This is a genomic window from Streptomyces marinisediminis (assembly GCF_026262575.1).
Taxonomy (GTDB): domain Bacteria; phylum Actinomycetota; class Actinomycetes; order Streptomycetales; family Streptomycetaceae; genus Streptomyces; species Streptomyces marinisediminis.
The window spans coordinates 127,485-142,476 of the sequence record NZ_JAPKFL010000014.1 but is presented as its reverse complement, the minus strand read 5'-3'; the positions used below and the strand labels follow the sequence as shown (position 1 = coordinate 142,476).

Annotated in this window: 12 protein-coding genes; 4 read left to right on the top strand and 8 right to left on the bottom strand. The window is 76.0% G+C overall.

The window, feature by feature from the left end; all coding sequences use genetic code 11:
- Positions 1 to 179: 179 nt before the first annotated feature.
- The 4 genes from ettA (at position 180) to OSB71_RS13815 (ending at position 3,395) form a co-directional block, all read left to right on the top strand.
- Positions 180 to 1,844, top strand: a complete 1,665-nt coding sequence (gene ettA, locus OSB71_RS13830) for an energy-dependent translational throttle protein EttA (RefSeq protein WP_265948038.1) — start codon at positions 180 to 182, stop codon at positions 1,842 to 1,844.
- Between the two features lie 5 nt (positions 1,845 to 1,849).
- A complete protein-coding gene (locus OSB71_RS13825) occupies positions 1,850 to 2,287 on the top strand; it encodes an acyl-CoA thioesterase (RefSeq protein WP_336923974.1) in 438 nt (145 codons plus the stop codon).
- Positions 2,247 to 2,921 (top strand): DUF8185 domain-containing protein, encoded by a 675-nt coding sequence (locus OSB71_RS13820; RefSeq protein ID WP_265948036.1) that lies wholly within the window; start codon positions 2,247 to 2,249, stop codon positions 2,919 to 2,921. Before OSB71_RS13825 ends, OSB71_RS13820 begins: the two co-directional genes overlap by 41 nt.
- Before the next feature lie 72 nt (positions 2,922 to 2,993).
- Complete coding sequence (locus OSB71_RS13815) at positions 2,994 to 3,395, top strand: globin (protein ID WP_265948035.1); 402 nt, start codon at positions 2,994 to 2,996, stop codon at positions 3,393 to 3,395.
- 223 nt (positions 3,396 to 3,618) lie between these two features.
- On the opposite strand, the gene OSB71_RS13810 is transcribed toward OSB71_RS13815, so the two are convergent.
- From OSB71_RS13810 to OSB71_RS13775, 8 genes are all read right to left on the bottom strand, one after another.
- Entirely contained in the window at positions 3,619 to 4,722 is a 1,104-nt protein-coding gene (locus OSB71_RS13810) for an ABC transporter permease (protein WP_265948034.1), read from the bottom strand.
- The gene (locus OSB71_RS13805; protein WP_265948032.1) at positions 4,719 to 5,450 is read right to left on the bottom strand and encodes an ABC transporter ATP-binding protein; all 732 of its coding nucleotides are present in this window, start codon (positions 5,448 to 5,450) and stop codon (positions 4,719 to 4,721) included. Before OSB71_RS13805 ends, OSB71_RS13810 begins: the two co-directional genes overlap by 4 nt.
- Before the next feature lie 201 nt (positions 5,451 to 5,651).
- Positions 5,652 to 6,719 carry an FHA domain-containing protein gene (locus OSB71_RS13800; RefSeq protein ID WP_265948030.1) on the bottom strand — a complete coding sequence of 356 codons (1,068 nt, stop codon included), beginning with the start codon at positions 6,717 to 6,719 and terminating at the stop codon, positions 5,652 to 5,654.
- Positions 6,720 to 6,790: 71 nt separating this feature from the next.
- Positions 6,791 to 8,155, bottom strand: coding sequence for a VWA domain-containing protein (locus OSB71_RS13795; protein ID WP_265948028.1), 1,365 nt, complete (start codon positions 8,153 to 8,155; stop codon positions 6,791 to 6,793).
- Positions 8,156 to 8,174: 19 nt separating this feature from the next.
- Complete coding sequence (locus OSB71_RS24505; RefSeq protein ID WP_323055285.1) at positions 8,175 to 8,984, bottom strand: PP2C family protein-serine/threonine phosphatase; 810 nt, start codon at positions 8,982 to 8,984, stop codon at positions 8,175 to 8,177.
- A gap of 815 nt (positions 8,985 to 9,799) precedes the next feature.
- The gene (locus OSB71_RS13785; RefSeq protein ID WP_265948026.1) at positions 9,800 to 12,430 is read right to left on the bottom strand and encodes a serine/threonine-protein kinase; all 2,631 of its coding nucleotides are present in this window, start codon (positions 12,428 to 12,430) and stop codon (positions 9,800 to 9,802) included.
- On the bottom strand, positions 12,427 to 13,794 hold the full coding sequence (locus tag OSB71_RS13780; RefSeq protein WP_265948024.1) for a coiled-coil domain-containing protein: 1,368 nt from the start codon (positions 13,792 to 13,794) through the stop codon (positions 12,427 to 12,429). Before OSB71_RS13780 ends, OSB71_RS13785 begins: the two co-directional genes overlap by 4 nt.
- A 62-nt stretch (positions 13,795 to 13,856) precedes the next feature.
- Positions 13,857 to 14,966, bottom strand: a complete 1,110-nt coding sequence (locus tag OSB71_RS13775; RefSeq protein WP_265948022.1) for a glutamate ABC transporter substrate-binding protein — start codon at positions 14,964 to 14,966, stop codon at positions 13,857 to 13,859.
- Between the last annotated feature and the right edge of the window lie 26 nt (positions 14,967 to 14,992).

The following is a 14,992-nucleotide window of genomic DNA, read 5'->3' as shown; positions in this document are numbered from 1 at the left end:
GTAGTCGGCCGGGCACCCTGGGGTGGGTCGGCCGACGGGCGCGCCGGGGAAGCGGGCGCACACGGGCCCGCGCGCCCCGTGCCGGTTTCCACCAACGGTGCCCCGTACGGCAGGATGGACAACTGGCCCGCGCGGCGCAGCCGCATTCCCGCACCTACTCCACTGCCGGACGGTTTCTCTTGGCTGAGTTCATCTACACCATGCGCAAGGCGCGTAAGGCGCACGGCGACAAGGTGATCCTCGACGACGTCACCCTGAGCTTCCTGCCGGGCGCGAAGATCGGTGTCGTGGGACCCAACGGCGCCGGCAAGTCGACGGTGCTGAAGATCATGGCCGGGCTGGAGCAGCCCTCCAACGGCGACGCGTTCCTCTCGCCCGGCTACACCGTCGGCATCTTGCTCCAGGAGCCGCCGCTCGACGAGTCGAAGACGGTGCTGGAGAACGTCCAGGAGGGCGTGGCCGACACCAAGGCCAAGCTCGACCGGTTCAACGAGATCGCCGAGCAGATGGCGACCGAGTACACCGACGAGCTGATGGAGGAGATGGGCAAGCTCCAGGAGAAGCTCGACCACGCGAACGCCTGGGACCTGGACGCGCAGCTCGAACAGGCCATGGACGCCCTGGGCTGCCCGCCCGGCGACTGGCCGGTCACCAACCTCTCCGGCGGTGAGAAGCGCCGCGTCGCGCTGTGCAAGCTGCTGCTGGAGGCGCCCGACCTGCTGCTGCTGGACGAGCCCACCAACCACCTGGACGCGGAGTCCGTGCAGTGGCTGGAGCAGCACCTGGCCAAGTACGAGGGCACCGTCGTCGCCATCACCCACGACCGGTACTTCCTCGACAACGTCGCCGAGTGGATCATGGAGCTCGACCGCGGTCGCGCCCACGGCTACGAGGGCAACTACTCCAAGTACCTGGAGACCAAGCAGGCCCGCCTGAAGGTCGAGGGCCAGAAGGACGCCAAGCGGGCCAAGCGGCTCAAGGAGGAGCTGGACTGGGTCCGCTCCAACGCCAAGGGGCGCCAGGCCAAGTCCAAGGCCCGTCTCGCCCGCTACGAGGAGATGGCCGCCGAGGCGGAGAAGACCCGGAAGCTGGACTTCGAGGAGATCCAGATTCCGCCGGGCCCGCGCCTGGGCAACGTCGTGGTGGAGGTGGAGAATCTCTCCAAGGCGTTCGGTGACAAGGTCCTCATCGACGACCTGTCCTTCACCCTGCCCCGCAACGGCATCGTCGGCGTCATCGGCCCCAACGGCGCGGGCAAGACCACGCTGTTCAAGATGATCCAGGGGCTGGAGGAGCCCGACGCCGGGAGGATCAAGGTCGGCGACACCGTCAAGATCTCTTACGTCGACCAGAGCCGCGCCAACATCGACGCCAAGAAGACGCTGTGGGCCGTCGTCTCCGACGAGCTGGACTACATCAACGTCGGCCAGGTCGAGATGCCCTCGCGCGCCTACGTCAGCGCCTTCGGCTTCAAGGGCCCGGACCAGCAGAAGCCCGCCGGTGTGCTCTCCGGCGGTGAGCGCAACCGCCTGAACCTCGCCCTCACCCTCAAGCAGGGCGGCAACCTGCTGCTGCTGGACGAGCCGACGAACGACCTGGACGTGGAGACGCTCTCCTCGCTGGAGAACGCGCTGCTGGACTTCCCCGGCTGCGCCGTCGTCGTCTCCCACGACCGCTGGTTCCTCGACCGCGTCGCCACCCACATCCTCGCCTACGAGGGCGACAGCAAGTGGTTCTGGTTCGAGGGCAACTACGAGTCCTACGAGAAGAACAAGATCCAGCGGCTCGGCCCGGAGGCGGCGCGCCCGCACCGTGCCACCTACAAGAAGCTCACCCGGGGCTGACGCACGTGCGCCACCACTTCGCCTGCCCCCTGCGCTGGTCGGACATGGACGCCTTCGGGCACGTCAACAACGTCGTCTTCCTGCGGTATCTGGAAGAGGCGCGCGTCGACTTCCTGTTCCGGCTGGCGCGGGAGGCCGACGCCGACTCCTTCGCCAGCGGCGCCGTCGTCGCCCGGCACGAGATCGACTACCTGCGCCCGCTGGTCCACCGGCCGGAGCCGGTGGCCGTCGAGACGTGGGTGAGCAAGATCGGCGCGGCGTCGGTCACCCTGGGGTACGACGTCAAGGACGCGGACGCGGTCTACGCCCGTGCGGCGACCGTCATCGTGCCCTACGACCTCAAGGAGGGTCGTCCGCGCCGGCTCTCCGCCGCCGAACGGTCCTTCCTGGAGCCCTACCTCGATGACAGCTTCCGTGACCCGGCAGCTCCTGCGTCTCGCTGACCCCGGGGAGGCGGCCCGGCTCGGCGCCTTCCTGGAGCGGCTGCTGCGCTGGGAGAAGAGCGCCGCCGTGCGCATCCAGGCGGACGGCGGCGTGGTCGCCGTCTTCGCCCGCCCGGCGCGCTTCGAGGTGCTGGCCGTGCGCACCGCCCGGCTGGCCGAGTCGGACGCCGACGTGACGCTGGACGTCACCGTCGCGGCCGGTGAGCTGCTGGAGCTGCTCGACGAGAAGGCGGCCGGGGTGCGGGTGCCCGCCGCCGTCACCGGGCCGCCGTGGGCCGGGGTGCTCCCGCCGCGCCGCGGCTGGCAGCGGCTCGGCGAGCTGCCGTCGGACGCGGTGCGCACGGTGGCGGCCGCCGCCGTCGGCGAGTTCCGCCAGCGCGCCGAGCGGCTGGCCGGGGAGGAGCGCACCCGCGAGCGGCTGGACGCGCTGGCCGAGGAGATCTGGTCCCGCCCGCTGGGCCGTACCGGGCTGCCGCTGCGGGCCGTGCACGCCGCCCACGCCCTGGGCTTCCTGGGCGGTCCGGAGCCGCTGCGGCTGCTGTCGGCCGGTCCGTGGCTGCGGCTGTCCACGCCGCACGGCTCCGTCGCCGTGCGCACGACGCGTTCGACCGGCCTGTCGGTTACTCCCGCGTAGGGCGCGGTGCGGGGAGGAAGACGTGCCGGAGCCGGCTGATCCGGCCGGGTGATCTGCGACCATGGGGGCGTGATGGAGATTCGGCGAGGCAGCTTGCAGACGCAGACGTTCTTCGAGCAGGCCGGGGGCGAGGAGACCTTCCGCAAACTGGCGAAGCGCTTCTACGAGGGCGTCGCCGGGGACGAACTGCTGCGCCCCATGTACCCGGAGGAGGACCTCGGCCCGGCCGAGGAGCGCCTGGCGCTGTTCCTCATGCAGTACTGGGGCGGTCCGCGCACCTACAGCGACCAGCGCGGGCACCCGCGCCTGCGCATGCGGCACGCGCCCTTCCAGGTGGACCGCGCGGCCCACGACGCCTGGCTGCGGCACATGCGCGACGCGGTGGACAGCCTGGAGCTGCCGCAGGAGCTGACCGAACAGCTCTGGAGCTACCTGGTCTACGCGGCGAACTCCATGGTCAACACCCCGGGCTGAGCCCCGACCACGGCCGGCCGCCCCGCCGGTCCGTCGTGCGCCCCCCCCGTCCCGCCCGCGCCCGCCCCGTCGGGCCGCCCGAGCACGCACCGCTCCGACCGGGCGCGGGCGGAAAGCCGGCGTTGCGGGCCGGTGGTCGCCGTGGCGGGCGGGGCACCGGCGCTACGGGGGCGGGCGCCGCGCCGTCGCGGCTCCCGCCGTGCACCGGTGGGACGGGCGGGTGTCAGTCCCACCGGAAGACGCGCCAGGCCAGCAGCGTCACCACGGCACCGAAGCCCAGCAGCCCGCCGATGACCGGCAGCGCGGCGGCCCAGCTCTCGCCCTGGGTCAGCACGCCCTGCATGGCGGCGGACAGGTGCTTCAGCGGCAGGAAGTCGGAGAGGGTGGCCACCCACCGCGGGGCCCCGTCCAGCGGGAAGAAGGCCCCGGACAGGAACGCCATCGGCAGGACGATGAGCTGGGCCAGCCCGTTGGCCGCCTCCTCCGACTTCGCCCACGCGCCCACCAGCAGGCCGATGGACAGGAACGCCAGCGTCCCGGCGAGCACGAGCGGGACGACGAGCCACCAGTCGCCGGTGAGGTGCAGCCCGTAGTAGGGCAGGCTGCCGACCGCGAGGAAGACGCCGGTCTGCACGAGGGCGAAGACCAGGGTGATGCCCACGCGGGCGCCGATCACCGACGTGGCGTCGATGGGCGCGAGCCACAGCCGGCGCAGGATGCGCTTCTTGCGCCAGGAGACCAGGTTGAACGCCGCTCCGAAGACGGCGCCCATCGCCACCGCCCAGCCCAGCAGGCCGGGGGTGAGGTACTGGATGGGTTGGACGGAGTCGTCCTCGACCTGCTGCGGGGTGAGGGTGTAGGCGGGCGGCTGCCCGGTGGCGGCCTGGTTGGCCTGCTGCACCAGGGAGTCCACGATGGAGCGCACCGTGCCGCCGCGGACCTGGTCGGCGGCGGAGAAGCGCAGCTCGACCTCGTTGCCGCGCTGGAGGACGGCGGCGTCCACCTCGCCCTTGCGCACCTTCTCCAGCGCCTGGTCCAGCGCGGCCTCGGAGCCGTCGGTCTTCTCGACGGTCAGGACGTCCCGCAGCGCCGCCCGCGTCTCCTGGGGCATCTCGTCGAGCACCTCGACGTCGCCGACCTGGACGACGGTGGACTGGGTCGTGCCCGGGTCCTTGAACAAGGCGCCGAAGAGCACCAGGAACATGAGCGGGAAGACGAGCAGGAAGAACACGGCGGTCCGGTCGCGCAGCAGGCCGAGCGCCATGGCCCGCGACAGGGTGAGGAAGGGCCGCCAGCCCCCGCCGCCGGTGGTGCGCTGCGCGGTCATTCGCGGTACTCCCGTCCGGTGAGCTGGAGGAAGACGTCTTCCAGCGAGGCGACGCCCAGCTCACTGATGAGCTCGCGCGGCGGCCCCACGCGCAGGATGCGGCCGTGGTCCATGACGGCCACCCGGTCGCACAGCGTCTCGGCCTCGTCCATGTAGTGGGTGGTGAGCACGACGGTGCGGCCTTCGGCCTGGATGCCGCGCAGCAGGTCCCACAGGTTGCGGCGGGCCTGCGGGTCCAGACCGGTGGTCGGCTCGTCCAGGAAGACCAGCTCGGGGTCGTGCACCAGGGCGCAGGCGATGGACAGCCGCTGCTCCTGTCCGCCGGAGAGGTCGTCCTGCCGGACGTCGGCCTTGTCGGTCAGTCCGACGCGCTCCAGCATGGCGTCGGCCTGCGCGCGGGGGACGCCGTAGAGCTCCGCGAAGGTGTGGATCTGCTCCCGGGCGGTGAGCTTCTCGAAGAACGCGGACGCCTGGAGCTGCACGCCGATGCGCGACAGCAGCCGCTTGGCGCGCGGCCACGAGGGCTGCCCGAGCAGCAGGGCGCTCCCCTCGTCCGGGCGGCGCAGCCCCTCGACCATCTCCAACGTGGTGGTCTTCCCCGCGCCGTTGGGTCCGAGGATGCCGTAGAACTCGCCGCGCGCGACCTCGAACGAGACCCCGTCGACCGCCCGCACATCCCCGTACCGCTTGCGCAGTCCTTCGACTGTGATCGCGGCCTGTGTGGTCATGCGCCTGACACTAACCCGGCAGGTGGGGCGGGAGATCCGCCGGGCTCCCCGCGTAACCGAGTTGTGAGCTGGGCCGGGAGGCCCGGCGCCCGCCCGGGGGCGGGCCGCCGACCCGCGCGCGCGTCGTGTCGGCCGCGCTCGGCCACCGCCCCGGGCCGCTCGGCGAGCGCGGTGCGCCCCGGGTGCCCCGCGCCGCGGCCGTCAGCCCCGGTGGACGGTGAGCGTCGTCCAGGCGCCGACGTGGACGCGGTCGCCCGGCCGCAGCGGCACCGGGACGAACGGCTGGATCGGGTCCTCGGCGCCGTTGAGCGTGGTGCCGTTGGTCGAGTCCTGATCGACGACCGCCCAGCCGCCGTCGGGCTGGCGCACCAGCAGCGCGTGCTGGTGGGAGACGCCCGGGTCCTCCGGGGGGCGGGAGAGGTCGATGTCGGGCGCCTCGCCCGTGGACTGCCGCCTGCGTCCGATGCTGACCTGCTGACCGGCCAGCCGCACCTGCTGCTCGGGCGCGTAGGCGGGCAGGTTCAGCGACGCCCCCTCCGGTCCGCTGCGCTGCATCATCGCGGTGAAGTACTCGCGGTCCGGCCCGATGGTGACCAGCCAGCCCACCTCCTGCTGCTGCCCGGGGCCGGGGTACCCGTAGCCCGTCGGCGCCTGCGGCTGGGCGGGTGCCTGATGCTGGGCGGGTGGTGGCTGGTGCTGCTGCGGAGCCTGGTGCTGGACGGGCGGGCCGTGCGGGGCGGCCGGGGGCGCGAGGTTCCAGTCGTCGTGCTCGCGCTGGCCCGGGTGCGGTGGGGCCTGCGGGGGTATGGGCTCGGCCGGGCGGTTCAGCTGGGAGGGCCGGGACGCCTCGTACCCCGGCGGGGCCTGCTGGAGAAAGCCCGGCGGCGGGGCGGGCGGCGCGTACGCCGCGGCCGACTGGGTGTGGAAGTTGTGCCGGCACTCCTCGCAGAACGGCGCCTGCGACTCGCGCGGCGTGCGGCACCGCGGGCACAGCTCGGCGTGCTGCGTCGGCTGCACGGGCTCCGGCTGCCCGTGCGCGGGCGGGGCCGGGTAGCCGTACCCGCCGCCGTCGCCGCCCGGTGGCGGGGGCGGTGGGGGCGGCGGCGCGGGATAGCCGTACCCGTGGCCGCCGGTGCCGTGCTGCGGGGGCGGGGGCGGGGGCGGGGACGGCGGGGCCCCCGCCGGACCGCCCGGGGCGGCGATCCGGTGCCCGCACACCTCGCACCAGTCGTCGGCCGCGGACTGGTGGCCGTTCGGACAAGTCGGCATCTCGGGCTTCCCCCCTCCGCGCGGCGGTGTGCGCAGTTCGTCGGCTCGTGGTCGGCGGCAGTCGTACTCGGCTAGTGGGTCGGTGCCTGCCCGGTGTCCCGGCGCACGCGGACCGTCCTGGTGGACCGCGTCTCCAGCGTCATGGCGTCGGCGGCGGCGACCGTGCCCTTCAGTCGAACAGTACCGCTCGCCTCGTCCACCACGTCCACCACCTTCGCCAGCAGCTTGGCGGTATCGGCGTTGCCCAGGGCCGCCGCGAGCTGGACGGCACGGCCGAGCCGGGCGGTCGCGCCGTCCTCGTCACCGGCCTTCCTGGCGTCCAGGCCCTGCTGGACGGCCCGGGCCAGCTCCGCCTGCCCGGTGTAGTGCGCGACCTGCCGGTCGATCGCGGCGGAGGCGGCCGCGTCGTCCGTCCACACCGCCCTGACCAGCCCCTGTCCGAGCACCCCGGCGGTCCCGTCGGGCCGGGTCGCGACGACGGAGGCCCGGGCGGCGAGCATCTCCCGGCCCACCTCGGCGGCGGGAACCCGCACGCGCACGTGGTAGTCGCGCGACTCGTCGCCCCACGAGCCGGTGGGGTAGTCACCGGCCCGCGGCCCGGCCGGCGTCCGCCGCCCGGTCAGGTCGGTGACGGTCGGGGCCACCTGCCTGACGAAGTCGATCTCCGCGCCGGCCGGTGTCCACAGCCGCAGCGCGACGTCGGCGGTCTCCTTGCCCATGGCCGCGGTCATCATCGCGCGGAAGTCGTCGGCGAGGCCGGCGGAGTCGGCGACGATGTCGGCGGTGCCCAGCAGCGCGGTCGCGACGCCGGTGACCTCGGCCACCTCCCAGTCGGTGCCCACCCCGCGGGCGTCACAGGTGAACCGGCCGGCGCACTCCGCGAGCGCGGCGCGCAGGTGCTCGGGCTCCTCGTGCTCGTTGCGCCCGTCGGTGAGCAGGATGCCGTGCCGGACGGCCGCCCCGGAGGCGTCCAGCAACGCGCCGGCCAGGCGCAGCCAGGTGCCGATGGCCGTGCCGCCGTCGGGCGTCAGCCCGTCCAGCGCCCGCTTGGCCGCGGCGCGGGTCACCGGGTCGGCCACGGCCAGGGCGCCGCCGCCGGGGTAGACCTCCCGGGCCCGGTGCGTCCCGGCGACGACGGCGAAGGCCACGCCGTCCCGCACGGCGTCCACGGCCGCGGCGGTCGCCTCGCGGGCGTGCCGCGTCTTCTCGGGCGGGTGGTCCATCGACCCCGAGCAGTCCACCATGAGCACCACCGCCGCCCGCGGCGCCGCGGAGTCCGCCCCCGGGTCGGCGCCGGGCGCGGGCACGGGCAGCCCGCCGCCGGCGGCGGTCACGGTGACGACGGCGTCGACCTCCCGGCCCCCTCGCGGCAGGTACGGGTTCTGGTGGACCTCCACCGAGAACCGCGGCGTCCTCGACTTGGCGAAGTCGGCCATGCGCTGCCCCCCTTGGCGTTCAGGCCGATCCTGCCCCTCCCGCCCGGGCCGGGAACGGGATGACGGCCACCGTTACGTTGTCGTGGCCCCCGCCGCGCAGGGCGTGGTCGACCAGGTGCCGGGCGGCGGGCAGCGGGTGGCGGCGGGCGTCGGCGGGGACGGCGTCCGCCATCTCCCGTGCCGACTCCGCGTAGTTCCACAGCCCGTCCGTGCACACCACCACCACGCCGGGTTCGCCGGGCTGGAACGAGGCGGTGTGCGGGTCGAACTCCTCGGCGTCGGCGCCGAGCCAGCCGGTGATGGCGTGGGCGCGCGGGTCCGCGAAGGCGTCGGCCTCGCTCATCAGCCCGGCGGCCACCATCTGCGCCGCCCAGGAGTCGTCCTCGGTCAGCCGCGCGGCGGGCGCCGAACGGTCCTCGGGCACCCAGTAGGCGCGGCTGTCGCCGATCCAGCCGACGGTGAACATGTCGCCCGCGACGACGGAGCCGACGATCGTGCAGGCCGGGGCGTTCTGGCCGCCGTCCCGCCGGGCGTCGGCCAGCGCCGCCACCGCGCGGGCCGCCGTGCCCAGCGCCTCGTGCATGGCGTGCGGCGGCTGCACGCCGCGCGGCAGCGCGTCGAGCAGGGTGTCGCGGGCGGCGGCCGCCGCGGTGGCCGAGGCCTCGTCCGGACGGCTGGAGGAGGACACCCCGTCGCACACGACCGCCACCACCGCCGGCACGGCCGAGCCCGGCAGGTGGGCGGTGGTGAGGGTGAAGGCGTCCTCGTTGCGGTGGTGCCGCAGCCCGCGGTCGCTGGCCGCCGCGACGCCGGGCAGCTCCTGCTCCATGTGATCGCGCTCCTTCGGCGAGGCGTGGCCGCAGTGCTCGCAGTAGCCGTCCGCGTCGAAGCCGCCCGCGCCGCAGGCGGCACACGCGGCGGACGCGGTCGGGGGTGCGGACGGCGGCGTGGGCGGGGGCTCCGGGTCCCCGGCGCGCGCGTCCCGGGCGAGGGGACGCCCGGCGGGCGGCGCCAGCGTGTAGTCCGGCGACGCGGAGGGGGACGACGCCGACGGGGACGCGGGGGGCGCCGACGGCGGCGCGGCCGGTGGCGGTGGAGGCGGGGGCGGCGGCACGGACGGAGGCGGACCGGCGGGCGCGGGCGGTCGCGCCGGGAGCGGCGGGACGGCGGCCGCGGGCCGCCCCGGGGCGTGCGGAGCCCCGGGGCGGCCTTGCCCCGGCGCCGCGCCCCGGCCCGGTGGCGTCTGGTCCGGTGGCGTGCCGTGGTCCGACCCCGCGCCCTGGCCCGGCGTCGTGCGCTGGTCCGGTGGCGTGCCGTGACCCGGTGGCCTGCCCTGGTCCGGCCCCGCGCCCCGGTCCGGTGGCGTGCCGTGACCCGGCGCCGCGGCCTGGCCCGGCGTCGTGCGCTGGTCCGGTGGCGTGCCGTGGCCCCCGTCCCGGTCCGGCCGCGCCGCGTGTCCGGCGGGCGCCGGCGGCGCGGGCCGGGGGGCGGTCCGCGGCTCCGGTGGCCGCGCCGGCGCCTCCGCGCCGGCGGGTCGGCCCGGCGCGGCGAGGCTCATCCCGCACACGCCGCAGAAACGGTCACCCGCCTCCAGCGGTTCGGCGCAACCGGGACAGGCCGAGCACTGGTCGAGCTGTTGCATCCTCACACCCACGTCCTGGGGCGGACGCGGTTCGCGCGCTCCACCCATGCGATCCTCTCGGTCCCGCTCCGCGCCAGCCGGGCGAGTCTGCGGTAGGCGCCCTCCAGGCCCCGCCGCAGCCCCTCTTCGGTCGGCTCGCTGCCCAGCACCGGCTGCTGGAGCGGGGCGGCGCCCGGCGGGGCGGGGCGTCCGGCCAGCACCCAGTCCAGGGCCCGGCCCAGCACCTCGGTGGCCAGCCGCTCGCGGCGCGGGGCGTCCAGCCCCAGGCCCTCCAGCCGCTCCAGCTCGGCGGCGGCCGCCCGCACCTCCGCCGGCACCGGTTCGCCCGGCTCGCGCTGCCGCAGCCGCGCGGAGACGGCCGCCGCCCGGGCGGCCACGTGGTGGCTGGAGGCCTCGGGGACGGACTCCAGGGCCGCGACGGCGCCGGTCCGGTCGCCCCGGGCCAGCCGCACCCGGGCCAGTCCGAAGGCGGCGCTGACGTAGTTCGGATCCGTGGACCATACCAGTCGGTAGAACTCCTCGGCGTTGTCCGACTGGCCCAGCAGCTCCGCGCTGACGGCCAGCGCGAGCTTCGGCGCGGGCTCCCCGGGGAAGGCGTCGTACACCGCGTCGAAGGCGACGGCGGCGGTGGCCAGGTCGCCGTGGGCCAGGGCCGCGACGCCCCGGTACCAGACGACGCGCCAGTCCTCGGGGTGATGTGCGGTCAGTTCGGCCAGCTCGGCGGGTGGCCCGGAGGCGGGCCCGGCGGCCGAGCGCTCCAGGCGGGCGCGCAGCGCGCGCAGCCGCAGCTCGACGGAGTCGGCCGGCGCCGCCCGCAGCGCGGCCTCCACGTCGTCGGGGGCCGCACCGGCGAGCCCGGCCAGGAAGCCCGCGTTGGGGTCGCCCGGGTCGACCAGGGGCACCGGGAGCGCCAGCGCCACGGCCCGCGCGTCCAGCGGAGCCACCGCGACGGGGCGCGGTGCCGTCCCGGAGGACGCCACGGCGGTCGGGGCGGACGAGAGATCGGGCGGCGAGCCGGGCGGGGCGGACGCCGGGGGCGGCACGACGGGCGCTCCCGCGCGCGCGAGGGCGCGGGAGCGTCGTCGCGTCGGCCGGGTCCCGAGCCGCGAGGCGTCCGCGTCCTGCGGGGGCAGCACCTGCGTGGTCGCCACGCGCAGCTCCGCGCCGAACAGGGTGGAGACGGCGGGCCGGGGCTGCCCGGAGCGGGTGGCGACGACCTCCCGGAGCACCCCGGTGAGCTGCTCGGCCATCTCCGCGGCCGAGGCGAAGCGGCGTTCGGGCTCGGGGTCGGTGGCGCGCACCAGGAAGCGGTAGAACGACTCGTGCCGGGCGAAGACCTCCACGTCCCCGGGCGGGGGCAGGCTGTCGACGTAGGTGTTGGTGTAGCCGCGGAAGTCGAACGTCAGCACCGCGAGCGTGCGGGCGACGGTGTAGAGGTCGGACGCCACCGACGGGCCCACCTCGGCGACCTCGGGCGCCTGGTAGCCCACCGTGCCGTAGACGGCGCTCGTGTGGTCGTCCGCGCGGCGCACGGCGCCGAGGTCGATCAGCTTGAGCTGGTCGTGCTGCTGGATCGCGTTGTCCACCTTGAAGTCGCAGTACAGCAGGGAGCGGCTGTGCAGGTGGCCGATGGCCTCCAGCGCGTCGATGCCGAACGCGCACGCCTGCTCCACCGGCAGCGGGTCGCGCCGCCCGTCCGGTGTGCGGCGCTCCTCGGCGAGCTGCTTGAGCGACTTGCCGCCGACGTACTCCATGACGATGTAGCCGTCGAGGCTGCCGGTGCGCTGGTCCAGGTGCTCGACGAAGTTGTAGATGCGCACGATGCCCGCGTGCTCGATCTCGGCGAGGAAGCGCCGCTCGGAGATCGCCGCGGCCATGGCGTCCTGGTCACCGGTGTCCAGCAGGCCCTTGAGCACCACCCAGCGGTCGGAGACGGCGCGGTCGACCGCGAGGTAGATCCAGCCCAGGCCGCCGTGGGCCAGGCAGCCGGCCACCTCGTACTGGCCGTGCACCACGTCGCCGGGGGCGAGCTTGGGTACGAACGAGTAGGGCTGTCCGCACGCGGTGCAGAAGCCCTCCGTGCGCCCCGGGCGCCCGGCGCGCGTCCGCCCCACCGGGCTGCCGCAGTCGGCGTTGCCGCAGAACCGCTTGCGCTCGGGGACCTCGGGCCGCTCCAGCACGGCCGCCGCCGGGTCGGCGCGGGGCACCTCGGGGACGGTCACCAGGCCCGCGCCGAGCCGGTTGCGCCCGGAGGAGCCGGACGCCGCGCCCCGGGAGCCGCGCACCGACATCCGGGTGGCCCCGGCCGCGCCGGTGTGCACGGACAGCCGCCCCGAGACCGAGCGCTGGGACGGCCGCGACCCCGCCGAGCCGCCCCCGGAGCCGTCGGCGCGCGCCGCGGGCCGGGTGACCGCCGGGGCGCCGGGGCCCGGTCCCTGCTCCGCGGCACCGGGCGGGCCGGGCGCCGGCAGGGCGGCGGGGGCGGGCAGGGCGGCGGGGGCGACGACGGGGGACAGACCGCACGTGTCGCAGTACAGCCGCCCCGCGCCGCCGCCCGCTTCACCGACCGCGCCGACATCCTCGTAGTGCCCGTCGCAGCCCCGCTGCTGGCACCGCTGGCCCTGGCCGCTCATGAGCCGCCCCGCCCTCCGTCCTCGGTCCGCTCCGCCCTGGTCCCGGCCGCGTCGCCCTCCCTGGCGGGGCGTGCCGCCCGCGCGTCCGGACCCGGTGCCGCGTGCGGGACCGGCGTCGCGAGCTCGACCACCGCGTGCTGGAAGCGCCGCACGGCCTGCTCGGCGGCGCGCAGGTCGCACGGCGCGCTCCACAGCATGCGCCGGGCGGCGTCGTACCGCTCCGCCAGCAGCGGGTCGTCGGCCAGGTGATGCCGGGCGGCCTTGGCGCGGTAGGCGTCGAGCCGGCCGCGCAGCTCGGCCCGGACGGCCAGCGGCGCCGTCACCGCCGAGAGCTGGTCGCGGGCCCGCTGGAGCTCGTCCTCGGCCCGCTGCTCCAGTTGGTCCAGCAGCGGGGAGAGCCGGTTCCACTGGGAGCGGCGCCGGTGTTCGGCCGCCGCGGCGAGCTGCTCGTGCAGCGCGGTGGCCGGGCCGCTGACCGCGGGCACCTCCGATGCGGCGATCTTGGCCAGCACCTCGCCGCGCGCGGTCCGCGCCTCCGCCAGCGTCCGGTCGGCGCGCGAGAGCACGTCCCGCAGGCGGGCCAGGCGCTGTTCGGCGTCCTGCCGCACCCCGAGGACCGCGTCGATCTCCCGGCGCACCTCCTCCAGCGCCCGCGCCGCCCGGTCGTACCGGTCGGTGTCCGGACGCCCGCCGCCCGGCGCGCTGTTGGCGCCCGCGGAGCGCCAGAAGGCGAGCGGGTCGGTGATCACCTCGCGGCGCAGCCGGGCCAGTTCGTCGGTGATCTCCGCCAGGTCGTCCCCGGCCGGATGCTCCCCGGGCCGGACGCCGACGGAGTGCGCGAGCGAGCGGACGCGACCCAGCTCGGCGGCGAGCAGGTCGATGCGGGCGGGCAGCGCGGACCACACCGCGTCGGCCGCGGCCACCACGTCCAGCGCGCGGGCGTACCCGGCGTTCATCCGGTCCACCAGTTCGGTCAGGCTCAGCCGTTCGGCCAGCCGCCCGCCCCGGGCGCCGCCGCCCGCCCCGGCCACGGTCACCGCGCGCCCGCGCAGCAGCTCGGACAGCTCGGCCAGCTCCGCCTGTCCGGGCCAGCGCCGCCGGCCGCGCACCCGTTGGGCGGCGGCGAGCGCCTCGCCGTACCGTTCGAACTGCGTCCACAGCGCGGTGATCGTCTGCTCGGCGGCCGCCCAGCGGTGCCGGGTGGTGCCGGTCAGCTCGGCGCCCTCCAGCAGCCGCCGCCCGGCGTGGTCCTGCAAAGCCAGCAGGGACGACTCGATCGCCTCGTACTCCGCGCCGAGCCGGGCCAGCATCCGGTCGGCCTCGTCCCGGTCCAGCACCGGTCCGGAGGATTCCGCGGCCTCCATCGATCACCTCGCTGCTCTCGTCCGCTGCCACCCTGCCCCGTGCTGCCCGCTCGTCGCGGCGTTCAGTCCCGGTAGCGCGGTGTCGGCGGGCTCGGGTCCCGGCCCGGCATGACGTCGTCGAGCCAGCGTTCGTAGGACGCCCGCCACGCGCTGTCCGCACCACCCGAACGGAAGTCGTCCAGCACGCGGTTGACGCGCCGCACCAGGTCCTCGTCGGCCAGGTTCATCGCCACGCCGTAGTACTCGGTGGTGAACGGCTCGCCGACGAGAGCGACCGTCGGGTCCTGCGCCGCCTGCCCCGCCGCCAGCGCGCTGTCGGTGACGACCGCGTCCACCTCGCCGAGCTGGAGACGCACCAGGCAGTCGAGCTGGTTCGGCACCAGCACCACGCGGGCCCCGGGGTTGTCCGCCTCCAGGGCGCTCTGCCCGGTGGAGCCGCGCGCCGTGCACACCGTGCGCCCGGCCAGCGAGGCGTCGTACCCGGTGACGTCGGAGGCGCGCGGCGCGAGCACCTGCTGGCCGGCCTCGAAGTACGCGGTGGAGAACGCCACGTCCGCGCGCCGGTCGCAGTTGACGGTCATGGTGCGCACCACCAGGTCCACCCCGCGGTCGCGCAGCGCCGGGACGCGCTGGTCGGTGGGGATGGTGCGGTAGACGATCGACGGGTCCTCGCCCAGCAGGTCGCGGGCGATGGCCCGCACCAGGTCGATGTCGAACCCTTCGAGGGCACCGGTGTGCGGGTCGCGGTATCCCCACAGGAAACTGTTCTGGTCGACGCCGACGACGAGCTGACCGCTCCTTTGGATGCGGCGCACGGCCTCCCCGGCCGCGCCGGACGGGCGCAGGCTCGCCGCCGCCAGGCTGCCGTCGGCGCACCGCTCGGGGGCGGCGGACGCGGCGAGTGCGACGGGGTCGGCGGGCGCGTCCCGCGGGCCGCCGACCGGGCCGCCGGGGGCGGCGTGCCCCGTGCGCGGGCCGCCGCCGGACCCGGTGGCCGTCCCCGCGGTCCCCGGGGCCCCCGCGACGGCCAGGGCCAGGGCGCCGGCGGCCAGGGCCAGGGCGGTGAGCCGACGGCGCCCGCGCCGAGCCGGGGCCCGCCCCGCGCGCGCCCGGTCCGCGGACCCGGGTGCCAGGGGCCCGTCCGCGCCCGCCGCGCCCCGCGTGCTCCGCATCGTCCAGCCCCTTCCGCTCACCGCGT

What these genes read in the sequence shown, in the direction of transcription:
- OSB71_RS13775 (WP_265948022.1), bottom strand. Translation starts at nt 14,966, where the DNA reads ATGCGGAGCACGCGGGGCGCGGCGGGCGCGGACGGGCCCCTGGCACCC.
- OSB71_RS13800 (WP_265948030.1), bottom strand. Translation starts at nt 6,719, where the DNA reads ATGCCGACTTGTCCGAACGGCCACCAGTCCGCGGCCGACGACTGGTGC.
- OSB71_RS13780 (WP_265948024.1), bottom strand. Translation starts at nt 13,794, where the DNA reads ATGGAGGCCGCGGAATCCTCCGGACCGGTGCTGGACCGGGACGAGGCC.
- OSB71_RS24505 (WP_323055285.1), bottom strand. Translation starts at nt 8,984, where the DNA reads ATGGAGCAGGAGCTGCCCGGCGTCGCGGCGGCCAGCGACCGCGGGCTG.
- OSB71_RS13805 (WP_265948032.1), bottom strand. Translation starts at nt 5,450, where the DNA reads ATGACCACACAGGCCGCGATCACAGTCGAAGGACTGCGCAAGCGGTAC.
- OSB71_RS13785 (WP_265948026.1), bottom strand. Translation starts at nt 12,430, where the DNA reads ATGAGCGGCCAGGGCCAGCGGTGCCAGCAGCGGGGCTGCGACGGGCAC.
- OSB71_RS13810 (WP_265948034.1), bottom strand. Translation starts at nt 4,722, where the DNA reads ATGACCGCGCAGCGCACCACCGGCGGCGGGGGCTGGCGGCCCTTCCTC.
- OSB71_RS13795 (WP_265948028.1), bottom strand. Translation starts at nt 8,155, where the DNA reads ATGGCCGACTTCGCCAAGTCGAGGACGCCGCGGTTCTCGGTGGAGGTC.
- OSB71_RS13815 (WP_265948035.1), top strand. Translation starts at nt 2,994, where the DNA reads ATGGAGATTCGGCGAGGCAGCTTGCAGACGCAGACGTTCTTCGAGCAG.
- OSB71_RS13820 (WP_265948036.1), top strand. Translation starts at nt 2,247, where the DNA reads ATGACAGCTTCCGTGACCCGGCAGCTCCTGCGTCTCGCTGACCCCGGG.